This window comes from Pontibacter qinzhouensis (genome assembly GCF_008017455.1).
Lineage (GTDB): Bacteria > Bacteroidota > Bacteroidia > Cytophagales > Hymenobacteraceae > Pontibacter > Pontibacter qinzhouensis.
The window spans coordinates 1-19,998 of the sequence record NZ_VRTY01000012.1 but is presented as its reverse complement, the minus strand read 5'-3'; the positions used below and the strand labels follow the sequence as shown (position 1 = coordinate 19,998).

14 protein-coding genes are annotated in these 19,998 nt (G+C 46.8%); 3 read left to right on the top strand and 11 right to left on the bottom strand.

From position 1 onward, the window contains the following. Window positions 1–108 precede the first annotated feature (108 nt). From FVR03_RS04730 to FVR03_RS04720, 3 genes are all read right to left on the bottom strand, one after another. The gene (locus tag FVR03_RS04730) at window positions 109–1,551 is read right to left on the bottom strand and encodes an HTTM domain-containing protein (RefSeq protein WP_147920617.1); all 1,443 of its coding nucleotides are present in this window, start codon (window positions 1,549–1,551) and stop codon (window positions 109–111) included. 207 nt (window positions 1,552–1,758) lie between these two features. Continuing rightward, complete coding sequence (gene purE / locus FVR03_RS04725) at window positions 1,759–2,286, bottom strand: 5-(carboxyamino)imidazole ribonucleotide mutase (protein WP_147920616.1); 528 nt, start codon at window positions 2,284–2,286, stop codon at window positions 1,759–1,761. A gap of 2 nt (window positions 2,287–2,288) precedes the next feature. Continuing rightward, a complete protein-coding gene (locus FVR03_RS04720) occupies window positions 2,289–3,419 on the bottom strand; it encodes a 5-(carboxyamino)imidazole ribonucleotide synthase (protein WP_147920615.1) in 1,131 nt (376 codons plus the stop codon). Window positions 3,420–3,629: 210 nt separating this feature from the next. Here FVR03_RS04720 and FVR03_RS04715 point away from each other — a divergent pair, with 210 nt between their 5' ends. Next, window positions 3,630–4,244 carry a MarC family NAAT transporter gene (locus tag FVR03_RS04715; protein WP_147920614.1) on the top strand — a complete coding sequence of 205 codons (615 nt, stop codon included), beginning with the start codon at window positions 3,630–3,632 and terminating at the stop codon, window positions 4,242–4,244. 377 nt (window positions 4,245–4,621) lie between these two features. After that, window positions 4,622–5,662, top strand: a complete 1,041-nt coding sequence (hemE, locus tag FVR03_RS04710; RefSeq protein WP_147920613.1) for a uroporphyrinogen decarboxylase — start codon at window positions 4,622–4,624, stop codon at window positions 5,660–5,662. Between the two features lie 138 nt (window positions 5,663–5,800). On the opposite strand, the gene FVR03_RS04705 is transcribed toward hemE, so the two are convergent. The 7 genes from FVR03_RS04705 to FVR03_RS04675 form a co-directional block, all read right to left on the bottom strand. Continuing rightward, window positions 5,801–7,600 (bottom strand): TrkH family potassium uptake protein, encoded by a 1,800-nt coding sequence (locus FVR03_RS04705; protein ID WP_147920612.1) that lies wholly within the window; start codon window positions 7,598–7,600, stop codon window positions 5,801–5,803. A gap of 80 nt (window positions 7,601–7,680) precedes the next feature. After that, window positions 7,681–9,480 carry a TrkH family potassium uptake protein gene (locus tag FVR03_RS04700; protein ID WP_147920611.1) on the bottom strand — a complete coding sequence of 600 codons (1,800 nt, stop codon included), beginning with the start codon at window positions 9,478–9,480 and terminating at the stop codon, window positions 7,681–7,683. Next, complete coding sequence (locus FVR03_RS04695) at window positions 9,461–10,480, bottom strand: bifunctional heptose 7-phosphate kinase/heptose 1-phosphate adenyltransferase (RefSeq protein ID WP_147920610.1); 1,020 nt, start codon at window positions 10,478–10,480, stop codon at window positions 9,461–9,463. The genes FVR03_RS04700 and FVR03_RS04695 overlap by 20 nt, the downstream gene beginning before the upstream one ends. Then, a complete protein-coding gene (locus tag FVR03_RS04690; protein WP_147920609.1) occupies window positions 10,480–11,694 on the bottom strand; it encodes a pyridoxal phosphate-dependent aminotransferase in 1,215 nt (404 codons plus the stop codon). The genes FVR03_RS04695 and FVR03_RS04690 overlap by 1 nt, the downstream gene beginning before the upstream one ends. Before the next feature lie 666 nt (window positions 11,695–12,360). Further along, window positions 12,361–13,635, bottom strand: a complete 1,275-nt coding sequence (locus FVR03_RS04685) for a glycosyltransferase family 2 protein (protein WP_147920608.1) — start codon at window positions 13,633–13,635, stop codon at window positions 12,361–12,363. Window positions 13,636–13,876: 241 nt separating this feature from the next. Continuing rightward, complete coding sequence (gene recR, locus FVR03_RS04680) at window positions 13,877–14,485, bottom strand: recombination mediator RecR (RefSeq protein WP_147920607.1); 609 nt, start codon at window positions 14,483–14,485, stop codon at window positions 13,877–13,879. 15 nt (window positions 14,486–14,500) lie between these two features. After that, complete coding sequence (locus tag FVR03_RS04675; protein WP_147920606.1) at window positions 14,501–14,782, bottom strand: ATP-dependent Clp protease adaptor ClpS; 282 nt, start codon at window positions 14,780–14,782, stop codon at window positions 14,501–14,503. A gap of 470 nt (window positions 14,783–15,252) precedes the next feature. On the opposite strand from FVR03_RS04675, the gene FVR03_RS04670 reads away from it, so the two are divergent. Then, entirely contained in the window at window positions 15,253–15,933 is a 681-nt protein-coding gene (locus FVR03_RS04670) for a hypothetical protein (RefSeq protein ID WP_255474059.1), read from the top strand. Between the two features lie 125 nt (window positions 15,934–16,058). Here FVR03_RS04670 and FVR03_RS04665 read toward each other — a convergent pair whose 3' ends face one another. Then, window positions 16,059–19,550, bottom strand: a complete 3,492-nt coding sequence (locus tag FVR03_RS04665; protein ID WP_255474061.1) for a DNRLRE domain-containing protein — start codon at window positions 19,548–19,550, stop codon at window positions 16,059–16,061. Between the last annotated feature and the right edge of the window lie 448 nt (window positions 19,551–19,998).

Genomic DNA, 19,998 nt, shown 5'->3' with positions numbered 1-19,998 from the left:
GCAGTAGTTCAGGTCTATAAAAACGAACTAACTTAGATCAACCCTTGGCTAAAAATGACCTGAGAAGCTTCTGAAGGCCATTTTCATTTAAATAATTTGCTGCCAGCACTAGTGTTTGCAGAGGCAGGCTCCTTTGTCTATTGGTCTGAAACGGACAAATTTGGAGGTCAGGTAAGCGTGCGGAAGCGCCAGGTCCGGCTGATCGGCGATACCATTTTCCACCCGGAGCCCTTGCAGCTGACCATTTCTCAGGAAGTTTACATAAAAATCTTTGTTCAGGTGAGAGCTTACCAAGCGGCGTAGTTCAAAGTAAGTTAAATACTGATCTTCCTGCTTATACCGCTGCAGCTCCTCTAAATCACTTTCCACAACATCAACTAAATCGTGCTGCAGGTTGGTGAACTGCAAAGAACCCGGAATAAACAGGTGGTTACTGTAACCACCTTCTGTACGCAGGTTGCTGAACATCGAAAAGCTGGTTTGGGTTTTAAAACCAAGGTAAGGGTTTAAGCCATTAAATAGCACCAGTGCCGGGAATACCCATAGTGCAGCAGGTCTGATGGAAAAGTAAGCAGCAAACATGGTTTCTGTAGCAGGTTGTGCAACAGCCTGCACGGTGTAAATCATAATCACAAAAGCTCCGAATACCAACCAGATTAAGAAGCCTGCAAAATTTATGGCGCCTGCCCACCGTACCAGTATGGCTGCTGCAACCAAAAGAACCAGCGCTTTCAGCAGCAGCCGGAGAGGCTGTCTTACTTTTCCGGAGGAAGACAGCAGCAACTTATTCAGCTCGGTGGTAAAAGCAGGTGGTGTAAACAGGAAGAAGAGCGAAAACAGTAGCGACGAAAAGCTATAGAGTCCGTCGTGTGGGTGCAAAGAAAGAAAATAGTGGAAGCCTAAGCCTAAAAAGATGCCGGCAGCACGGGTGCGCCTAAAGCAGAACATCAGCGGAATGGCTGCTTCTACTACCAAGGTCCCGTAAATGGCTCCTAGTTGTGCTGGTTGGTTTGTAGGCAGAAAAGGCAGGCGATCTCCGAAAGAGGTCAGCAGAACAGAGCTGCAACTGATGTCGGTATTTAAATAATCATAGTTCAGTTTGTGGAGCACGGCGTAGAAATACAACAACAGCAGGCTAACCCGGGCAGGTGCAGCAAAGGCAGTAAACACCTGCTCTCTTAGCGCCAGGTTGCGCAGGTCCGGCATCTTCCTGTTTTTGTTGAAGAAGGAAAGGCACGCATAACAAATGCACAGCAGCAAAGCCGTGTTAAGCACAAACTCAAACAGAATATGATTGGGCGTGTCGGGCATCCAACGAAATGTTCTGGTAAGGCTGAAGCAGAGCATCAGGAACAGGAGCGCCAAAGACCGGGGCCACAGCACCACAAAAAATGCAAAAATGCCTACCACCCAACTAAATGGATCATCCAGGCTAACCACATACGGGAAGGAAAGCAGGTGAAACAGGTTGGCCATTCCCCATAAAAAAGAGAAAACAGCCAGTTGGTCGAGAGGGGCATGTGTAGTTTTCAGGGGGTATACAGTGCGCATGTTGGTGAAGGTGCTAAAACCGAAAATAGAAACTACGCTGCTGCAAACACCTTGTTAAGTCAGAGAGGTTAAGCTTATGTTAAGAAATCAAAGCAATGATTTTGCTTGGTTCTACTGCTGCACCGCCTTCTGCTTTAAAAGCAAAACGGCTTTCCCTTATTACAGGGAAAGCCGTTTTGTGGTGCTACAGCTCACTTATGAGCAGCCTTAATCTATATCGCGGTCGCCTCTTCTGAGTTCATCAACAGAGCGCATGACTTTATCTTTGAGGCCGGTTTTGTATTTCTCCAGCTTATCGGCAATGGCTGCGTTGCTTGTTCCCAGAATCTGGGCTGCCAGAATGCCTGCGTTTAAGGCGCCATTTAAGGCTACAGTAGCCACTGGTACACCTCCGGGCATCTGCAGAATAGACAGCACCGAATCCCAGCCATCGATGGAGTTACTCGATTTTACGGGTACGCCAATAACGGGTAAGGTTGTTAACGAAGCCACCATGCCTGGCAAATGGGCTGCTCCACCTGCTCCGGCTATAATTACTTTCAGCCCTTTTTTACGCGCCAACTCAGCATACTCGACCATGCGGTGCGGCGTGCGGTGCGCCGATACAATGGTCAGTTCGAAAGGTATGCCCAGGTTCTCCAGAAATTCTGCCGCTGCGTCCATTACGTTCAGGTCAGACTGGCTGCCCATGATAATGCCTACCAGCGGTTGCGTTTGTTTTGTTTCTTCAGACATGTTTATGCTTTTACTTTGATAACATTTTTAACTGACTCGGCCCGCTGCTGTGCTTCTTCAATGGTCTGGCCAAGCACGGTGATGTGCCCCATTTTGCGGGCAGGCCGGGTGTACTTTTTGCCATAGAGGTGAATGTAAACGCCTGGTACCGCCAGCGCCTCCTGCAGGCCCTCGTAGGCTGCTTCGCCGTCGTAACCGGGCTCGCCCAGCAGGTTCAGCATAACGGCGGCACTTTGAATATCGGTGGCACCCAGCGGAAGGTTTAGGATGGCCCGCAGGTGCTGCTCGTATTGCGAGGTGAAATTTGCTTTGATGGTATGGTGCCCGCTGTTGTGCGGACGCGGTGCTACTTCGTTTACCAGTATCTGCCCGTCTTTTGTCAGGAACATCTCAACAGCCAGAATACCTACCATTCCGAAGGCCTCTATTACCCGGCTGGCAATTTCGATGGCGTGGCGCTGTAGCTTGTAAGGTACATTGGCCGGTGCAAAAAGCGAATCGACGAGGTTATGCTCCGGATGAAAGCTCAGCTCCACCACCGGAAAAGCAGTGACCTCGCCCTTTGGGTTGCGCGCCACGATCACAGAAATCTCCTTCTCGTAATCTACGAGTTTCTCCAGCACCGATGGCTCCTGAAAACCTTTGCCCAGGTCGTTGCTGCCAGTAAGCTTTACTACTCCTTTGCCGTCGTAGCCTTCGCGGCGCAGCTTCTGGAAAGCGGGTAGAAAATCGGTATTGGCCTCCAGCTCTGTGGCATCTTTCAAAAGTCTAAATTCAGAAGTCGGGATGTTATGCTTCTGGAAGAACTCTTTCTGCAGCCCTTTGTCCTGAATGGTACGAACGGTGGTGGCATCGGGGTACACTTTTACCCCCTCCTCTTCCAGCTTCTGTAGCGCATCGGCATTTACGTGCTCGATCTCGATGGTGAGGATATCGCAGTTTTTACCGAACTCATACACTGTGTCGAAATCGCGGAAACTGCCCACAAAGAACTCGTGGCAAATGTCTTTGCAGGGCGCGTTTTCATCCGGGTCGAGCACCAGCGTGTAGAGGTTAAAATCGAGCCCGGCCTGCATGAGCATCCGGCCCAGCTGTCCGCCACCCAAAATCCCCAGCTTTACTTCTCCTTTCATACTATTTATCTGAATAAAATGATCTTTACAATTTGCAGCTGGTGCACCTTGTTGCGGGGTTGCTTCAGCCAATGTTTCCTCAAAATTAAGGATAATCTGCAAACCCTACTCCCCCTGCTGCGGTATTATGCATCCGGGGCGGCAATACTTTTGTTTTGCATCCTGAAAAAGCTATATTTAACGCCCTACTTTATACGCTACCGATCCTCTATGGAAATATTACTGGCTACATTCTCTGCCTTGTTCTCTGTTGTAAATCCCTTTGGCGCCATGCCCGTGTTCCTAACCCTGACACAGGACGACACCCCGGCCCACCGTAACCAGCAGGCGCTCAAGGCCTGCCTCTACATGGTTGGTATTCTGGCTATCTTTTTCCTGACGGGGCAATATGTGCTCAACTTTTTCGGCATCCGGATGCACGATTTGCGCATTGCAGGTGGCCTCATGATTATGAAAGCAGGTTTTGATCTGCTAACGCCGGGAGCCAACAAGAAAAAGATTTCGCCCGATGTGGTGGAAGAAGGACAGCAGAAAGAAGATATTTCGTTTACGCCACTGGCCATGCCCATGCTATCTGGTCCGGGTGCTATAGCGGTGAGCATTGGCTTTTTTACTACGTCGCTCTCCATTATAGATATGGTCATGATTCTGGCTGCTATTCTGCTGCTGGCTGTGGTTACTTTTATTATTCTTCGTTTTTCGCACCAGCTTACCCGTTTCATGGGCAAATCAGGGTTGGCCGCTCTTTCACGTATTATGGGCTTTATTGTGCTTTCTATCGGTGTAAACTTTATAGTATCTGCTTTAAAGGCGCTGTTTTTTTAATTTTGAATGAATGGATGATTTAGAGAATGAATGGATGAATTAATAGTAATGCTATTCATTATAAATAGCCTCTAATTTAAGAGTTCACAAAATTTATGATTTCAGGAATTTGCTCTTTGATCATGATGTTTGTATGGTGTTCCCTATAATTATTCTAATGAATTTGGCCTTCAGAAGGTTTTTCAGGCATTTATTGCCAAGGTTGTAGAGTTATATCTGAATGGCTTCTGCACAGGTTATAGAAACAGACCGATTCGTTTTTACGCTCACTCAAAATCGAATTTGCTTCTTCTTTTCATCAAAACCTACAAACAAAACCATTCATTCATCCATTCAATCACTCATTCAAAATCCCTAAAAATCCCTATCTTTGCGGCATGCAACTGAAAAACGATTTGCTTATTAGAGCAGCTAAGGGAGAGGTAGTAGAACGCACTCCTGTTTGGCTCATGCGCCAGGCCGGACGCATTTTACCTGAATACAGAGCGGTGCGCGAAAGCCTGAGTGGCTTTAAAGAATTGGTAGAAACGCCGGAGTTTGCAGCAGAAGTAACCATTCAGCCGGTTGATATTCTGGATGTGGACGCGGCCATTATTTTTTCCGACATCCTGGTGGTGCCCGAAGCCATGGGCTGCACTTACGAGATGGTGGAGAAGCGTGGTCCTTACTTCCCGGCTACCATCCGGACGGAGCAGGACCTGAAACGCCTGCGGGTAGCTGACCCTGAGGAGCACCTGGGCTATGTGCTCGAAGCAATACGCGTTACCAAAAGAGCCCTTAACGGCCGGGTTCCCCTCATCGGTTTTGCCGGTGCCCCCTGGACTATTCTGGCCTATATGGTAGAAGGAAGCGGTTCTAAAACGTTTTCGCATGCCCGTGGCTTGTTGTACACCAACCCCAAACTGGCGCACCAGTTGCTGCGCATGATCACCGACACCACCATTGCTTACCTGCAGGCGCAGGTAAAGGCAGGCGCTAACCTGATTCAGATCTTCGACTCCTGGGCAGGGATTCTGTCGCCGGCGCAATACAGGACTTTTTCGTTGCCATACATCAGCGAAATCTGCAATGCTATAAATGACGTGCCTGTAACTGTATTTGCCAAAGGTGCCTTCTTCGCTTTAGAGGATTTTAGCAAACTGAATTGCGAAGTTATCGGGCTTGACTGGAACATGGAGGTAGCTACATCGCGGGAGCAGGTGGGCAACAGCAAAACCCTGCAAGGCAACATGGACCCTTGCCTGCTGTACAGCTCTTTCGAAACCATTCAATCCGAAACTATAAAAATGCTGAAGCAATTCGGGCCACAGCGGCACATCGCCAACCTGGGCCACGGCGTTTATCCCGATACAGATCCGGAAAAAGTGAAATGCTTTATCCAGACGGTGAAGGAATACAGCGGTATCGTAAACAGCTAAAATAAGTCTGTTTTAAATTATTCTAATGGAAATGGCCTTCCGAAGGTTTTTTCACCTTTAATTACCCAAGGCCTTACAAGGAGTTTCACATAAAAACAACCGCGCCTCAACCTCAACAGGTCTGAGGCGCGGTTGTTTTTACCCAACTGGTAAATGTGTTGGAGGATATTTATAAGAAGTGGATTTGGCCCTGGTACTCAGTGCCAGCGCCAGTGTAAGCGTACCCACCCTGCCAATAAACATCGAAAGTACAATAATCATTTTACCCGGATCAGAAAGGCCAGCTGTGATTCCTGTACTCAGCCCTACAGTAGCAAAAGCCGACACCTGTTCAAAGGCAAGCCGCAGGATGTCGTACTGTCCATCGGTTATGGAAAGCAGGAAAATAAAGCCCATATCTATCAGCACGGCAAAGGTAAAAACAGAAAAGGCTTTGTACGACACAGAGTGCGGGATAGTGCGCCTACCAACTTCCAGGTTATCGCGGCCCCGGATGGTGGTGAGCACCGAGAGCAGCACTACCAAAAAGGTAGTGGTTTTAATGCCGCCACCCGTTGAACCCGGCGATGCCCCAATAAACATCAGCACCAGAAAAACAAGGAGCGTTGGCACGTTGAGCGCCGAAATATCGACGGTGTTAAAACCGGCAGTACGGGTAGTTACAGACTGAAAAAAAGACGTTATGAGCGCCTCTACAAAACTAAGGTGCGAGAGCGTGTTAAAGTACTCTAAAAAGAAGAAAAAAAATGTCCCGAAAAAGATAAGGGCAGCCGACGTATAAATAGTTACCCGCGAGAGGAGTTTCCAGTTTTGCCAGGGGGCATCCATTCGCCTGCGCATTGCCTTGGGCGACAATACATCCATAATAGTAGGAAAACCAATACCTCCGAACAAGATTAAGATGGCTACCACCAGGTGCATTACATAGGCAACGCGCACAGGTTCGGAGTAGAGTCCTTCCGGATACAAGGAGAAGCCGGCATTGCAAAAGGCAGAAACCGCATGAAAAACCGAATAGAATATTTTGGCACCCAGGTTTGGAAACTCGGCAGCCGGCCCCCAGGTCATAAATATGATGATGGCCCCGATAGCCTCAATGGTGATGGTCAGAAATATTAACTGGCGCAGCAGCCTTTTAGTAGAGAAGAGTGTTTCGCTCTCGAGCAGTTGGTGCATGGCTACGTTTTGTTTGAACCCCAGCCCCTGCCGCATAAGCGAAGCAAAAAAAGTGGCAAAGGTCAGAATACCCAAACCACCCGACTGGACCAGCATGAGCAGCACGACCTGCCCGGCAAATGTGAAATAAGTACCTGGGTCTACAACGGCAAGGCCAGTAACACAAGAAGCGCTGGCCGACATAAAAAGTGCATCGACAAACCCCATACCTGCTGGCGCATTGGTCATTTTGGGCAGCATGAGCAGGCAGGCCCCACCCAGAATCAGAAATACAAAACTCAGGATAAAGGTAATACTCGATTTTAACCGTACTGTCTGCAGGTAAATTTTGGTTTCGAAAAGCTCAATGAGGAGCAGCACCAGCATGTAAAGCGAAATAGCAATACGGTACAGTTCTACAGAAAGCGGAATACCTAGCCACTCGAAAAAAATATATACCAAAGGAAAATGGAGCAGGTAAGTTCCTATTTGGTTAACCAGGATAACCGCCATAAGTACCCCCTCAAACCATGTGCGCCTTAAAAACCTTACCCGCTCAAAATTGTAAAGAATACGCAGGAGGTAAATAATAACGAATACTGCCAGAATAAAGTCGATGGCATAATACAGAATCTGAAGTCTGACAGGGCTCTTTACAACACCGTGCGCATAAATCAGTAGCCCTATAGATAGAATGGTAAGGATATAAGTAGTTCGCCGCATGATGGCATATGCCTTCAGCTTACTGTCGTATAAATACCTGTTAAGGGTTTCTGTACTCATGAAAGTAGAGATGATCTGGTAAGATTAATTTTCCGGGATGTGAACAACTCCTGAAGTGCAACAGCAAACACTTGCAGCCACTAGCCAACCGGCAAGTGCGTTGGCGGATATTTGTAGGAGGTAGATTTTGCCCTGGTACTAAGGGCCAGTGCCAGCGTCAGGGTGCCTACCCTACCGGTGAACATAGACACCGCAATTATCATTTTACCCGGATCTGAAAGACCTGCTGTTATACCGGTACTTAAACCTGTGGTTGCAAAGGCCGATACCTGCTCAAAGGCAAGACGCAAAATATCGTACTGCGCATCGGTTATAGAAAGAAGAAAAAGAAAACTCATGTCGATGAGTACGGCAAAGGTAAAAACCGAAAACGCTTTGTACGACACAGAGTGCGGAATGGTGCGCCTACCAACCTCCAGGTTGTCGCGGCCCCGGATGGTGGTGAGCACCGAGAGCAGCACCACCAAAAAGGTTGTGGTTTTGATGCCGCCACCCGTTGAACCCGGCGATGCCCCTATGAACATTAAAATCATAAAAATAAGCAGGGTTGGGCCAGAAAGTGCCGAGATATCTACGGTGCTAAAACCTGAGGATCGTGTTGTGACAGACTGAAAAAAAGACGTTATGAGCGCCTCGACAAAACTTAAGTGAGACAGTGTGTTGAAATATTCCAGAAAAAAGAAGAAGATAGTGCCAAACAACAGCAAAGCTGCCGAGGTGTAAATAGTTATTCTGGAAAGTAATTTCCAGTTCTGCCAGGGGGCATCCATCCGTTTGCGCATCGCCTGAGGCGACAGTACATCGAGCATCGTCGGGAACCCGATTCCCCCAAACATAATAAGTATGGCTACCATCATGTGCAGCACATAGGCGTTACGAATGGGAGCCGTATAAAGCCCTTCGGGGTAAAGCGAAAAACCTGCATTACAAAACGCAGAAACCGCATGAAAAACCGAGTAAAACAACTTCGTACCCAGGTTCGAAAATTCGACCTCGGGACCCCAGGTATGAAAAATCAGAAAAGCACCTACTGCCTCTATGGTAAGCGTCAGGAGGATGAGTTTGCGCAATAAGCCTTTGGTAGAGAACAGGCTTTCTCCTTCCATGAGTTTATGCATGGCCACGTGCTGTTTTATACCGAGCCCCTGCCGCATAAGCGAAGCAAAAAATGTAGCAAAGGTCAGGATACCCAGGCCACCCAACTGCACGAGCATGAGCAGCACCACCTGACCGGCAAATGTAAAGTAGGTGCCAGGGTCCACTACGGCCAGCCCTGTAATACAGGAGGCACTGGTGGCCATAAAAATGGCATCAACCAGGCGCATGCCATCGGGTGCATTACTCATTTTTGGAAGCATGAAAAGGCATGTTCCGGTAAAAATGAGTAGCAGGAAACTCATTATAAAGGTGATGGTAGGCTGTAACTGTAAGGTTTTATGGTACACCCTGGTCTCAAACAGTTCGATCAGGAGTAGCACCAGCATGTAGAGAGAGATGGCTATCCGGTACAACTCGACAGATAGCGGAATGCCCAGCCGATCAAAAAAGATAAAGATAACCGGGAAATGAAGGAGGTAAGTGCCTACCTGGTTCACCAGAATAACTGCCATCAGCAGCCCTTCGAACCAGGTACGCCTCAAAAATTTAATACGCTCAAAGTTGTAGAGTATCCGAAGCAGGTAAATAAAGACAAAAATAGCCAGAATAGCATCTATGGCATAATACAGCACACGAAGCTCAACAGGACTCTCTACTACGCCGTGTGCATAAATTAGCAGGGCAATGGCCAGCGTAGTAAGTATATAGGTTGTGCGTCGCATCAGGGCATAGGCCTTCAGCTTGCTGTCGTATAGGTACCTGTTAAGCGTTTCTGTACTCATGCACCTCAAATAGCCTTACCTGCATTGCTTCTTCAAACAACCGGTTCTTATCTACCGGCACCACCCCTACCTGCTCGCATACAAGTCCTCCGCCCAGGTTACTCAGCCCCGCCAGAAACGGCATAGAGGTTTGCAGAGCCATGCACAAAGCAGCAATGCTGATTACAGTGTCGCCTGCGCCAGAAACATCGGAAATGGCTCTGCGATGTGCCTCGATATAGGTCTTTTCCTGGCCATCGGCTACAAACACACCACGCTCCGATAAGGTAACAAGCACTTTGCTAGTGGCCAACCGTTCCTGCAGGTCAGCTACTGCTTTCTCAAACGCCGCCTGGTTCTCATCGGCAAAGTCGGTGCCCAACCCCTCTTTAAGTTCTTTCAGGTTAGGTTTAAACAGGGTGCAGCTTACGTAGCTCAGAAAATTCTTCTTTTTAGGATCTACGACAGTGGGTATTGCCTGCTCCTGTGCCAGCCGGATAAACGACTGGATATTCTGCTTCGAAAACACGCCTTTATCGTAATCCTCAAAAATAACGACATCGGCCTGCTCCAGTAGCTTTCTGTAACGATCTTCCAGAAAACGCTCCTCGTAGTCGGTGAGGTTTGTTTCTATTTCGGCATCTACGCGGAGCAGCTGCTGCCCGGAAGCAATAATGCGGTGCTTAATGGTGGTTATGCGCTCAGGGCTCTGGACAATACCGGTTGTAGGCAATTGCCGCTCCTCCATCAGGCGCAACAGATCTGCGCCATCGGGGTCGTCTCCTACAACAGCGCATAGTAAAGGAGTGGCCCCCAATGCTTGCACATTAAGGGCCACGTTAGCAGCTCCGCCTAACCGTTTCTCGCGTTTTACCACGTTCACGATCGGCACAGGAGCCTCAGGAGATATTCGGGTAGACTTGCCCCACAAGTAGGAGTCGATCATGACATCGCCCACTATTAGTACAGTAAGTTTGTTAAATGCCTCCGAAATTGCCTCCAGAGAAGTAAGTTTACTCATTACTGAAGTTTGGCAAGGCTATTTTTGATGCGATCCATGGCTTCTGTCAGCTTCTCATCGGAAGTGGCGTAAGAGAAGCGGATACATTGTGGCGCACCAAAGGCATCGCCGCTCACCAGGGCCACATGGGCATCGGTCAGCAGGTACATGCTCAGGTCAAAAGAATCTTTAATTTCTTTGCCGTCTACGCTTTTACCGAAGTAGTAGCTAACATCAGGGAACAGATAGAAGGCACCACTTGGCACGTTTGTAGCAAAACCAGGTATGTCCTTCATCAGGTTCAGTACCAGGTCGCGGCGACGTAGGTATACAGCCGACATTTCCTCGGCTGCGGACTTACCACCCTGCAGGGCGGCATAGGCAGCTTTCTGGGCAATGGAACAGGTGCCGGATGTCATCTGGCTCTGAATTTTATCGCAGGCTGTGGCTATGTCTTTGTGGGCTGCAATGTACCCAACACGCCAGCCTGTCATGGCATAGCCTTTCGAGAAGCCGTTAACAGTAATAACGCGGTCTTTTATAAAGTCGAAGCTGGCCATGCTGGCATGCTTTTCTCCGAAGTTGATGTACTCGTAAATCTCGTCGGCCATCACATACACCTGCGGGTGCTTCTCCAGTACCCGGGCAATGGCCTCAAGTTCAGCAGCATCGAACACAGAACCGGTCGGGTTGCATGGCGAGGAGTACATAATAAGCTTGGTGTTAGAAGTAATAGCCTGCTCCAGCTGCTCGGCGGTTACTTTAAAGTCGTTCTCGAGCGTGCCCATAATCGGCACAGAAACACCTTCTGCCAGTTTTACTACTTCTTCGTAAGATACCCAGTAAGGCGAGAAGATAATAACCTCATCGCCGGGGTTTACCAAACACAATACCACGTTTGCAATAGATTGTTTGGCACCGGTAGAAACAACGATGTTCTCAGGCTTATAGTCGAGGTTGTTATCGCGTTTGAACTTGTCTACGATCGCCTGGCGCAGCTCTGGGTAACCAGGTACCGGCGTGTAGAAGGTAAAGCCATCGTCGATAGCTTTTTTGGCAGCGTCCTTAATATACTGTGGGGTCTGGAAGTCAGGCTCCCCAAAGCTAAGGTTTATCACATCGAAGCCCTGAGCAGATAGCTCGCGGCCTTTCTTTGCCATAGCGATTGTCTGTGACTCCGCTAACGCATTTATTCTGTCTGATAGTACAATATTCACCTCTTCTGTCTGATACATAAGGTTAAAATTAATAAAGGTCAAAGTTACTTATTCTAAAACAGACTTCCCAACCTGGCAGCAGCCACTTTTGCCGGGCGTCTTTTCATTTAAGCGGGTAAATTGTGAAGAAGCAATGGATTTTAAAAAGAAAAACGCAAAAACTTGAAAAAATTTGAATCAGGTGAGGCATTGGTTTCAAGTTGCAGATAAGAAATATTTCCTGAGTGCACAGCTACAGGCGGCCCGGCAAAGATTTTCAGCACCCTAACCACTTGCGCCTGAGTTCTTTTAAGCCGCCGTTTAAGAACAAACAGAAGTTCATGTTTTATTTACAAACGTTTCGATAGCTACTACTGCCCTGGCTGGTGCGCCTACGTTAAAACTGTGGGATATACCCTTGGCAATATTTTGATAAAATTTCTTCTGGAGGCTATTATTATTTGAATAATCTGGTTCAGGAAGATTTGGCTATACTACAAGTAGCGCTGCTGAGAGTTACATAATGAATACCAAAATTATCTGGTAGCATTTTTATGCTAACTTCCTGGTTTGCTGACTGCCAAACATCAATTCGTTAAGCAGTACCCTTGGAGGTTTGGGAGCTTTTTTGCTTTGGAAGGGCTTTTTTATTTGAATAATTGAGAAAGAAATTAACCGACCTTGAACCCCTTACCGGCAAACACCTTAACAACTAACCACCTCCGGCATTTTAACAGGTGCTGTGGCAGGCGCATAATGGTAGCCTCTGTCAACTTTGGAGTAGCTGCCTACAATAAAGTCGGCCTGGGGAGGCAAAATGCTACAAGCTATTCCAGTTCCTCTCAATTGCTCCATAGTACTTATGATATCAGCAAAAGCCATATCTTTGCCACAGAAGATAATTTCGCAGGCTTTGCGGTGCTCCAGTGCCTTCTGTAACTGTTCTGGGTGTAGTTGCGAGGGGCAAATTCTGTTTATCTGCAATTGAGTGAGACCTGCCAGCTGCAAAATAGCATGCGCCCGCTTATATTCCTGCTCCTGACCGGCCACCAATACCATACGACTGGCCGGCAGTTTATGGCTGGTGTCTTTTTTACTTAACCTAAACCCGAACAGTTTTTTTACCGACACCGCCAGCACCGACAAGGCAGCCCGCACGTAAATCGCAATTAAAATGAGCTTAGAGAAAACCACCGCATTTGAACCTGAAAAATGCTTCTGGTAAAAAATGGCCATGGCTTTATAAAAAACCAGCACATAGTTCAGGCTGCCTTTGTGCGTACTCTCGCCTTTGTAATGAATAATGGTGGTATAAGGAAAATAGTAATTTTTGTAGCCTCCTAACAGAATGCGGTACGAGAGGTCCACATCTTCGCCATACATAAAAAAGCTTTCGTCGAGCAAGCCTACCTGCTCTAACGTGCGGTGGCGCATCAGCATAAAAGCGCCCGAAAGCACCTCCACCTCATGCACTTCATCTGGCGACAAAAAGCCTAAATGGTACCTGCCAAACAGCTTTGAACTTGGGAAGAGCCGCGATATACCTGCAATTTTAGAGAAAGCTACCAGTGGCGTTGGCAGCCCCCGTTTCGACTCTGGCAAAAATGTGCCGGTGCCATCTATCATTTTAACGCCTAGGCCACCGGCTTCGGGGTTGGCATCCATAAACTCCAGGCATTTGTAAAAGGTATCTTCCTCTACTACGGTGTCGGGGTTCAGGAGCAGTATATACTGCCCGGTTGCCAGCGCAATAGCCTGGTTATTTGCTTTGGAGAAACCAACATTATCCTGGTTTGCAAGGAGCACCACCTCCGGGAACCTGGAGGCAACCATTTCTACAGAGCTGTCGCTAGAGTTGTTATCAACTACAAAAATTTCTGAAGGAATACCTGCCAGTGCTTTTTGAACCGACCGCAAGGCTTGCTCCAAAAAGTACTGCACATTGTAGCTCACAATAATTACGGATAGCTTCTTAGACATGCAACAATGTTATATTCCCACAAAACAAGTACTTATGGTTCGGGATGAATTAATTTACAAACGCATATTAGTTAAACTGAATATAAAATAAAAAAAAGATACCACGAAAAGAGGTATCTTTTTCCAAGCAGAGCATTAAAAAACGTTTTACTGGTAAAAAAAGCTTCAGAAAATTTGTGTCCTACTAAAAATAACTGACTGATGGTATAACATCTTGCTTTTAAAACCACACCCACACTGGTTACACCTTCCCGTAATTCGTTCTTTCCACAATGCTTCTGCCCAGCGTAATTTCATCTGTGTACTCCAGTTCGCCACCAACGGGTACTCCTCTGGCAATTGTGGTGATGCGGACATTGGCATCGCGGAGTTTGCGTGTAAGGTAAAATCCGGTGGTATCGCCTTCCATGGTCGGGCTAATGGCGAGTACTATTTCTTTTACCTCCGATTTAGGCAGGCGCTCCAGCAGCGATTCTATGTGCAGGTCTGATGGCCCGATGCCCTCTATAGGAGAAATAACACCACCCAACACATGGTACAGCCCTTTGTACTGAGCTGTATTCTCGATGGCAATAACATCGCGGATATCGCTTACAACACAGAGCAGGCTACGGTCGCGCAGTGGGTTTGAGCAAATACTGCAGATGTCGGTATCGGAGATGTTGTGGCACTGCTGGCAATGTTTTATTTCTGCCCGCATTTTAACGAGGGCTTCTGCCAACTGAAACGTTTCCTCCGATTCTTCTTTTAACAAATGAAGTGCTAACCTTAAGGCTGTTTTACGACCAACACCGGGCAACTTCGCTAATTCTTCTACTGCGCCCTCAATCAGCTTCGACGGGAAATTCATTAAACCTCCGTCCTGTTATTCAATGTTAGCAGAAAGGTCTTTGTCGTGCAGGGCAGTACACATGCCTTCGAGTTCCTCGTAAGCACCTACTTTCACCGTGCATTTCCCTTTATAATGAATCAGGAGCGTACACTGCTCAGCCTGCTCGGCATCGTGGCCGCACACCCTGATCAGCGTTTCAATTACATGATCAAAGGTATTCACATCATCATTATAGACAACCAGGTTTCTGAAATCAGTCGTTTCTTCTAAAACGGCTACATCTTCCTGATGCAAAATTTCTGTTCCAATATTCATGACACGAAATTACGATTTATTTTAAATTTTATGAAGCCCGGCTAAAACATTTGCAAATAACTATACACGTATTTGACTGATAATGACCATTCAACAAAACAAATATAGAACAGGTATAATTCCATGAAACTGACTTTTATGCCCCTCTATACGATTACCACAAAGTTTAATACAAATAATTTACTTTTTTAAAAAACCAAGGAAAGATTTTGACCGTCCGACTGCCCAGATACCCACCGAAGCTGCGCATACTGCCAGGTCTTGTCGATTCATTCATTTTACTCTTCTGATAGATTTTAGACGCCAGACCTTCATTAGTTAAAAGGTATGGGTTAAGAATTGAGGGTTTTTTATTCACTCATCCTCTCATTCAATCAATCAAAATTTATCCTTCTCCATTTCCAAATCTTCCCCTCTTTAAATCACCTGTTTAACCATTTAACAAGCAACAACTAACAACAAGCAATTATTTGAATGAAAATGGCCTTCCGGAGGTAAAACCGCATATTTTTAGTCAAGGGTTGCCAAGCCTTGCCAGCTACCGGAACCTGCTGTACCCTTTTAAGCGTATCAGCTTCAACAGTAAACCTAAACTACTCCTGATTATGCCTGCTATCTCTTCGGCCTTACGGCTGGCTGTGCGCCAGTTAAGCGACAAAGAAAAAGAAGCTGTTATTCTGAAAGCCGCGCGCCGCGATGCTGAGCTGTTCGATATGCTTACCTATGAACTGGTAGAGGAGGTTACGCTGCAGGATGTGTATAACCAGTCGGCCGAAACCATAACCGATTTGCTGCACAATGCCAGCGGCCGCAACATGAGCAAAGCCCGTAACAAAGCCTTACGGAAAGCAGTGAAAGAAATTGCCCGTTTTAAACGTATCACCAAAGATCCCAAAGGAGAGGCAGACCTGCACCTGCACATCCTCCGCCTTATTTTTGAGTATTACACCAGCCACTTTGAAGGCTACTACAAAAGCTTTTTCACGGCAACGGCCCGTCTGCTGCTCAAAACAACGCAGCTCATCCGTAAAAACCTGCACGAAGATTACCACCTGGAGTATAAACCGGAAGTAGATCATTTCCTGCAGCAGATCCACCACCGGAACCAGCCGCTTAGTTTCCAGCTGCCTTATGTATTTGAGGTGGATTAGGCGCATCCGCATTAGTGTAAAAGCAGGGCACAAATACAACAGGCATCAGAAAGCAAAGCAGCCGGCGAAAAAGCTGATATACTTTTTTGCCGGCTGCCACATAACCAGATTAAGAAGCTTAGCAACTACTCATGTTTAATGAGAATCTGCTTTTTAATGGTTTCTTCCTCGTCTGTAATGTGCAGTATGTACATGCCGTTTGGCAGATTACGAGTATTGAGAACAAGTTTGTTTGCCCTGCCCACATTTTGGGCCTGGCTTACCGCTTTGCCTTTGTCGTTGTAGAGCACTACCTCAAAGGGTTTTGCCTTTTCGTCATCTATCAGAGTTTCTTCTTCACCCTGATGATAGGCAACCACGATTTCGTCTCCGGCAGGGTTTGGAGAGACCGCATACGAGTAAGGACCCCAGCAAGGCTGGAAATAGACATACACATACAACGGGTCGCCGAAGACGTTACACTGGTTCCTTATCCGGACAGGTATCTGTATGGTTCCGATGAAAGAAGAGTTATTCACAGAAATCTCAAAGCTGTTGTTGCCCAGTGTGCTCACAACATAGCCGTTACCCTCGTCTACCTCAAACCATATATCAGAACTATAGGGGCCCGACTGATTACCGTATATATCTGAGTAAGATAGATTCATTTGATAGTAGGAGTTGGTACAGATATTATCAGGCACATAATAGGAGTTGGAGCTGCTTTGCCCTATATTATAGTTGTTCAACACAATGTTGCCAGTTTGCCGAGAGAGTGGACCGGTGATGATATTTCTCGTTACAGTACCTGACCCGCAGGAAGAAGTTATGGAAGCTGTTAACGCTCCTGCTCCGTTACCTGCTGTGGTTACATTTACCGGATTGGCTGTATTGGAACCCGTTATGGCAATGGAGCCGCCGGCGCTCCAGGTTACGGTTGCCCCGGTTGGGAGATTGGCTAGCTGGTAGGTACTATTGGTGCAAAGGTTTCCAGGGCCTTGGATACTGGCATTGTAAACTACTGTAGGGGGAGTAAGATTCCCTAGTATCTCGTTTATGGCGAAGTTTACATTGGCAACAGTAAGTTCCACATGCTCCTGATTATTTGCAGGTGCATAGTAGGCATTAAAGGGAGTTTCTCCGGTACATACCAGATTTTTGACACTTAAATTTTCAGCTAAATTGTGGTTGGGCTTGTTATAAGCCAATGCACTGGTTGTCGGAATAAAGGAATGAGTGGCAACTACGCTATAAAACTTTGCATGCATCATCTTAATCCAGGTGTCCTTACCTGTACCTTGCACACTAAGTTGTTCCTGTGTATTGTAAGTACCACCAGGAGCCGTATCGTAACCAACAGAAGCCCCGTTAGAACTCGCGTATTTTGTGGATGAGTTAAGAAGAAATCTTCCATCAAAGACTTCACAAATACCACCATAATTAGGTGTAAAATGCACTTTAGAGGTAGCTACTGACGCGAAAGCAACCCAAGGACGATAGAGAATAGTCAAAAATGTACGGGCTGGTGCGCCCCTTCCAGTGGCTACATCCATCGTGAAAGCTTTTTGGCAAGGACTGTTATTCAGAATGCCGTTTTGGCTGCCGTTGGCAATGGCAATTTTGCGTAGCTGGCTCGGGTAATTGCCCACACTTACGAAATTGTTCAATAAAGTTTGTCTGAAAGCATGTGCCTGCGGAGTTTGGCTGTTCGTAGAATAATGATGTACTAACATTTGCCTGGCAGCAGGAGTATCAAGCTTTTTCTTACCATCCTTTGCTCCATCATTATCAGCTTTAGTTGCAAAATAATCAAGAAAGTACTGATCACCGATTGGAATGTTGGCGCCCAAATGTGGCGAATCAAAAGAGATCCAGAGCTTTGTCCTATGATTCCAGGTGGCATCACCAGGATTTTGAGAGCTCATCTGCTCCATGTAGGCCAGCGCGTACCGGGAGATTAAACCACCCATGCTAGGCCCCATGATGATGAGCTGTTCTGTGCTGCCTTTGTCAGTCAGGTCCTTGTTAATTTCCCTTATCAGTTTTACCAGCACCATAGCGCTGCGCTCAATGAAGTCAGCGCCACCATACGCATTTCTCTTGTCGGCAGGAATGTATTTATTCTCAGGAAAGTTTAAGATGATTACATCATAGCCTGCATCCCTTAAAGTTCTGCCGAAATTTTTAGTTCTATTATCATACAGTAGATCTTCGTCATAAATATCAATACCTTTTCTATCATCGCCTGGATCAAACCCATCCAGTATGATAACGGGTTTATTTAAAACTTCTGTATTACAGTCCTTGTAGTAATAAGTAAGATCCCCTACACCACGAATTGCCACTGATTCGTCATACCCTCTAAAAGGTATGTCTGATTCAATTGGTCTAGCAGCTTCACCACATGGAGCATTCTCTGCCATAGTTGCAGCACTGCTAGACGCAACAGTCAAAGTAGAATAAGTAGTGACCTGGGTGTTGTTGTTAAAGTAGACCGTATACCTTATCGTGCGTACGCCCCCGGTGGTAAGCGAGACGCTGAACTGCTGCCCTACCGAATAATTAACCGCCCCATTACCGAAATCTATCTGCACATAGTTTATTCCTAACCCCAGGTTATTTGCCACCAGATCCGGAGAAATTCTGAAATTCACTACTCCCGCTTTGACAGAGCCTGTTAAAGCAGCCAATACAACAGCTTTCTTCTCCCAATAAGGGGAGCGGCTGCGTGGGTTTGAGTCGTACAAGAGGCCGTTGCTCTGATAGAGCAAATTATGCTGGATAGACATGGTGTCTATCTGATTGAATTTATAGGCGATCAGGCCGATTGGCACGGTGCCGGAATTTAGCGACTCTCGGATTTTCTGATCTACTGCTTCTGTTGACAGCAGGGAAGAGGTACCATAAGTAGCCCCTCGTAGTTCTGAATATGCCTGCCTGAAATATTCTCTATCAGCGGTGTTGAGCTGTAGCGGCTGTCCGAACAGGTCAAGGCGTGTAAAGGGAACTACGCGGTCGTAGAGTATGCCGGTAGTAATGGGGGTTTTGTTCAGGTGTTGGAACAGTTGATCTGTCTCCTGCGTGAACGTCAGCCCGGAAGGGGAAGTATAGGTAACGACAAGTTTAGGGCGAATAGTGGTATTGGTATGTTCCTCACTGCCGTAAGACCGTCCCCTGAAATGCACCTCATTCTCCAGCGCCATCCGCATGCCGTAGTTTGTGGAGGGAGCGTTCACCCAATCTTGCACAAAGGATGTGACGTTGACTTGTATATTTTCTGTGGTTGAGGTAGAAGGGCCTTGCCAGATTCTCCCGCTGGTTGTGGTTCCCGGCTGATTATTCCAGGTAACGGAAGTCTCTCCCCAGTTAGAGACGACCTTCTCAAAATAAATGGCATTAGAGCCGCTTAACTGATTGTTGGTCGTGCCTGAGTTACCTGTGGCCGTGGGATCGCTATAGAGATACAAGGTTGCACTTGTAATTGTAGACCCACTGGGAATATTGCTGAGATTGAACTTGAATAGGGTTCTCCAGAAGGTTTGTTGCCCATTAACAGTCCAGGCGCTGGCTAGGTTCCTTGCTTGGTTATAGTAATTCGTATTGGCGATACTAGTGTTCGAGTTGTTTCTGTAAAGCATAACATCTGTCCAATCGGCTCCTGGGCCAATGGTGACAGTCGTTTGAGCCAGTAGATGGCTGGACAGCATCAAAAGGAAAGGGCATAGCAATGCCACTCTCATAAATGAGTATAAATATTTTTTCATAAAAATGACTTATTTAGTTACTTCAGAATTGGCTTCATGTAAAATCTTCTTCCTGCAATGCAAATGGTATTACAAGCAGGCGCATGCAGTGTAGATTCAATCTCCCTGATGTGATACTGGTATCAGGATCAAGTTGGGTAACTTCAGATGATCTCTTAAGGGAAACGTCTACCCAAATTCCTATTTAACAGGCACGCTGGATTAGAAATTCAGTTCCATGTCTTGTACACTTCTGTAAAGTTTCTCTTCCGCATACGCCATTTTCTGACGCTGTTCCTCTTGGCGGGTTAACTGTAGTTTTTCATTCTGCTCTGGCGTTAGT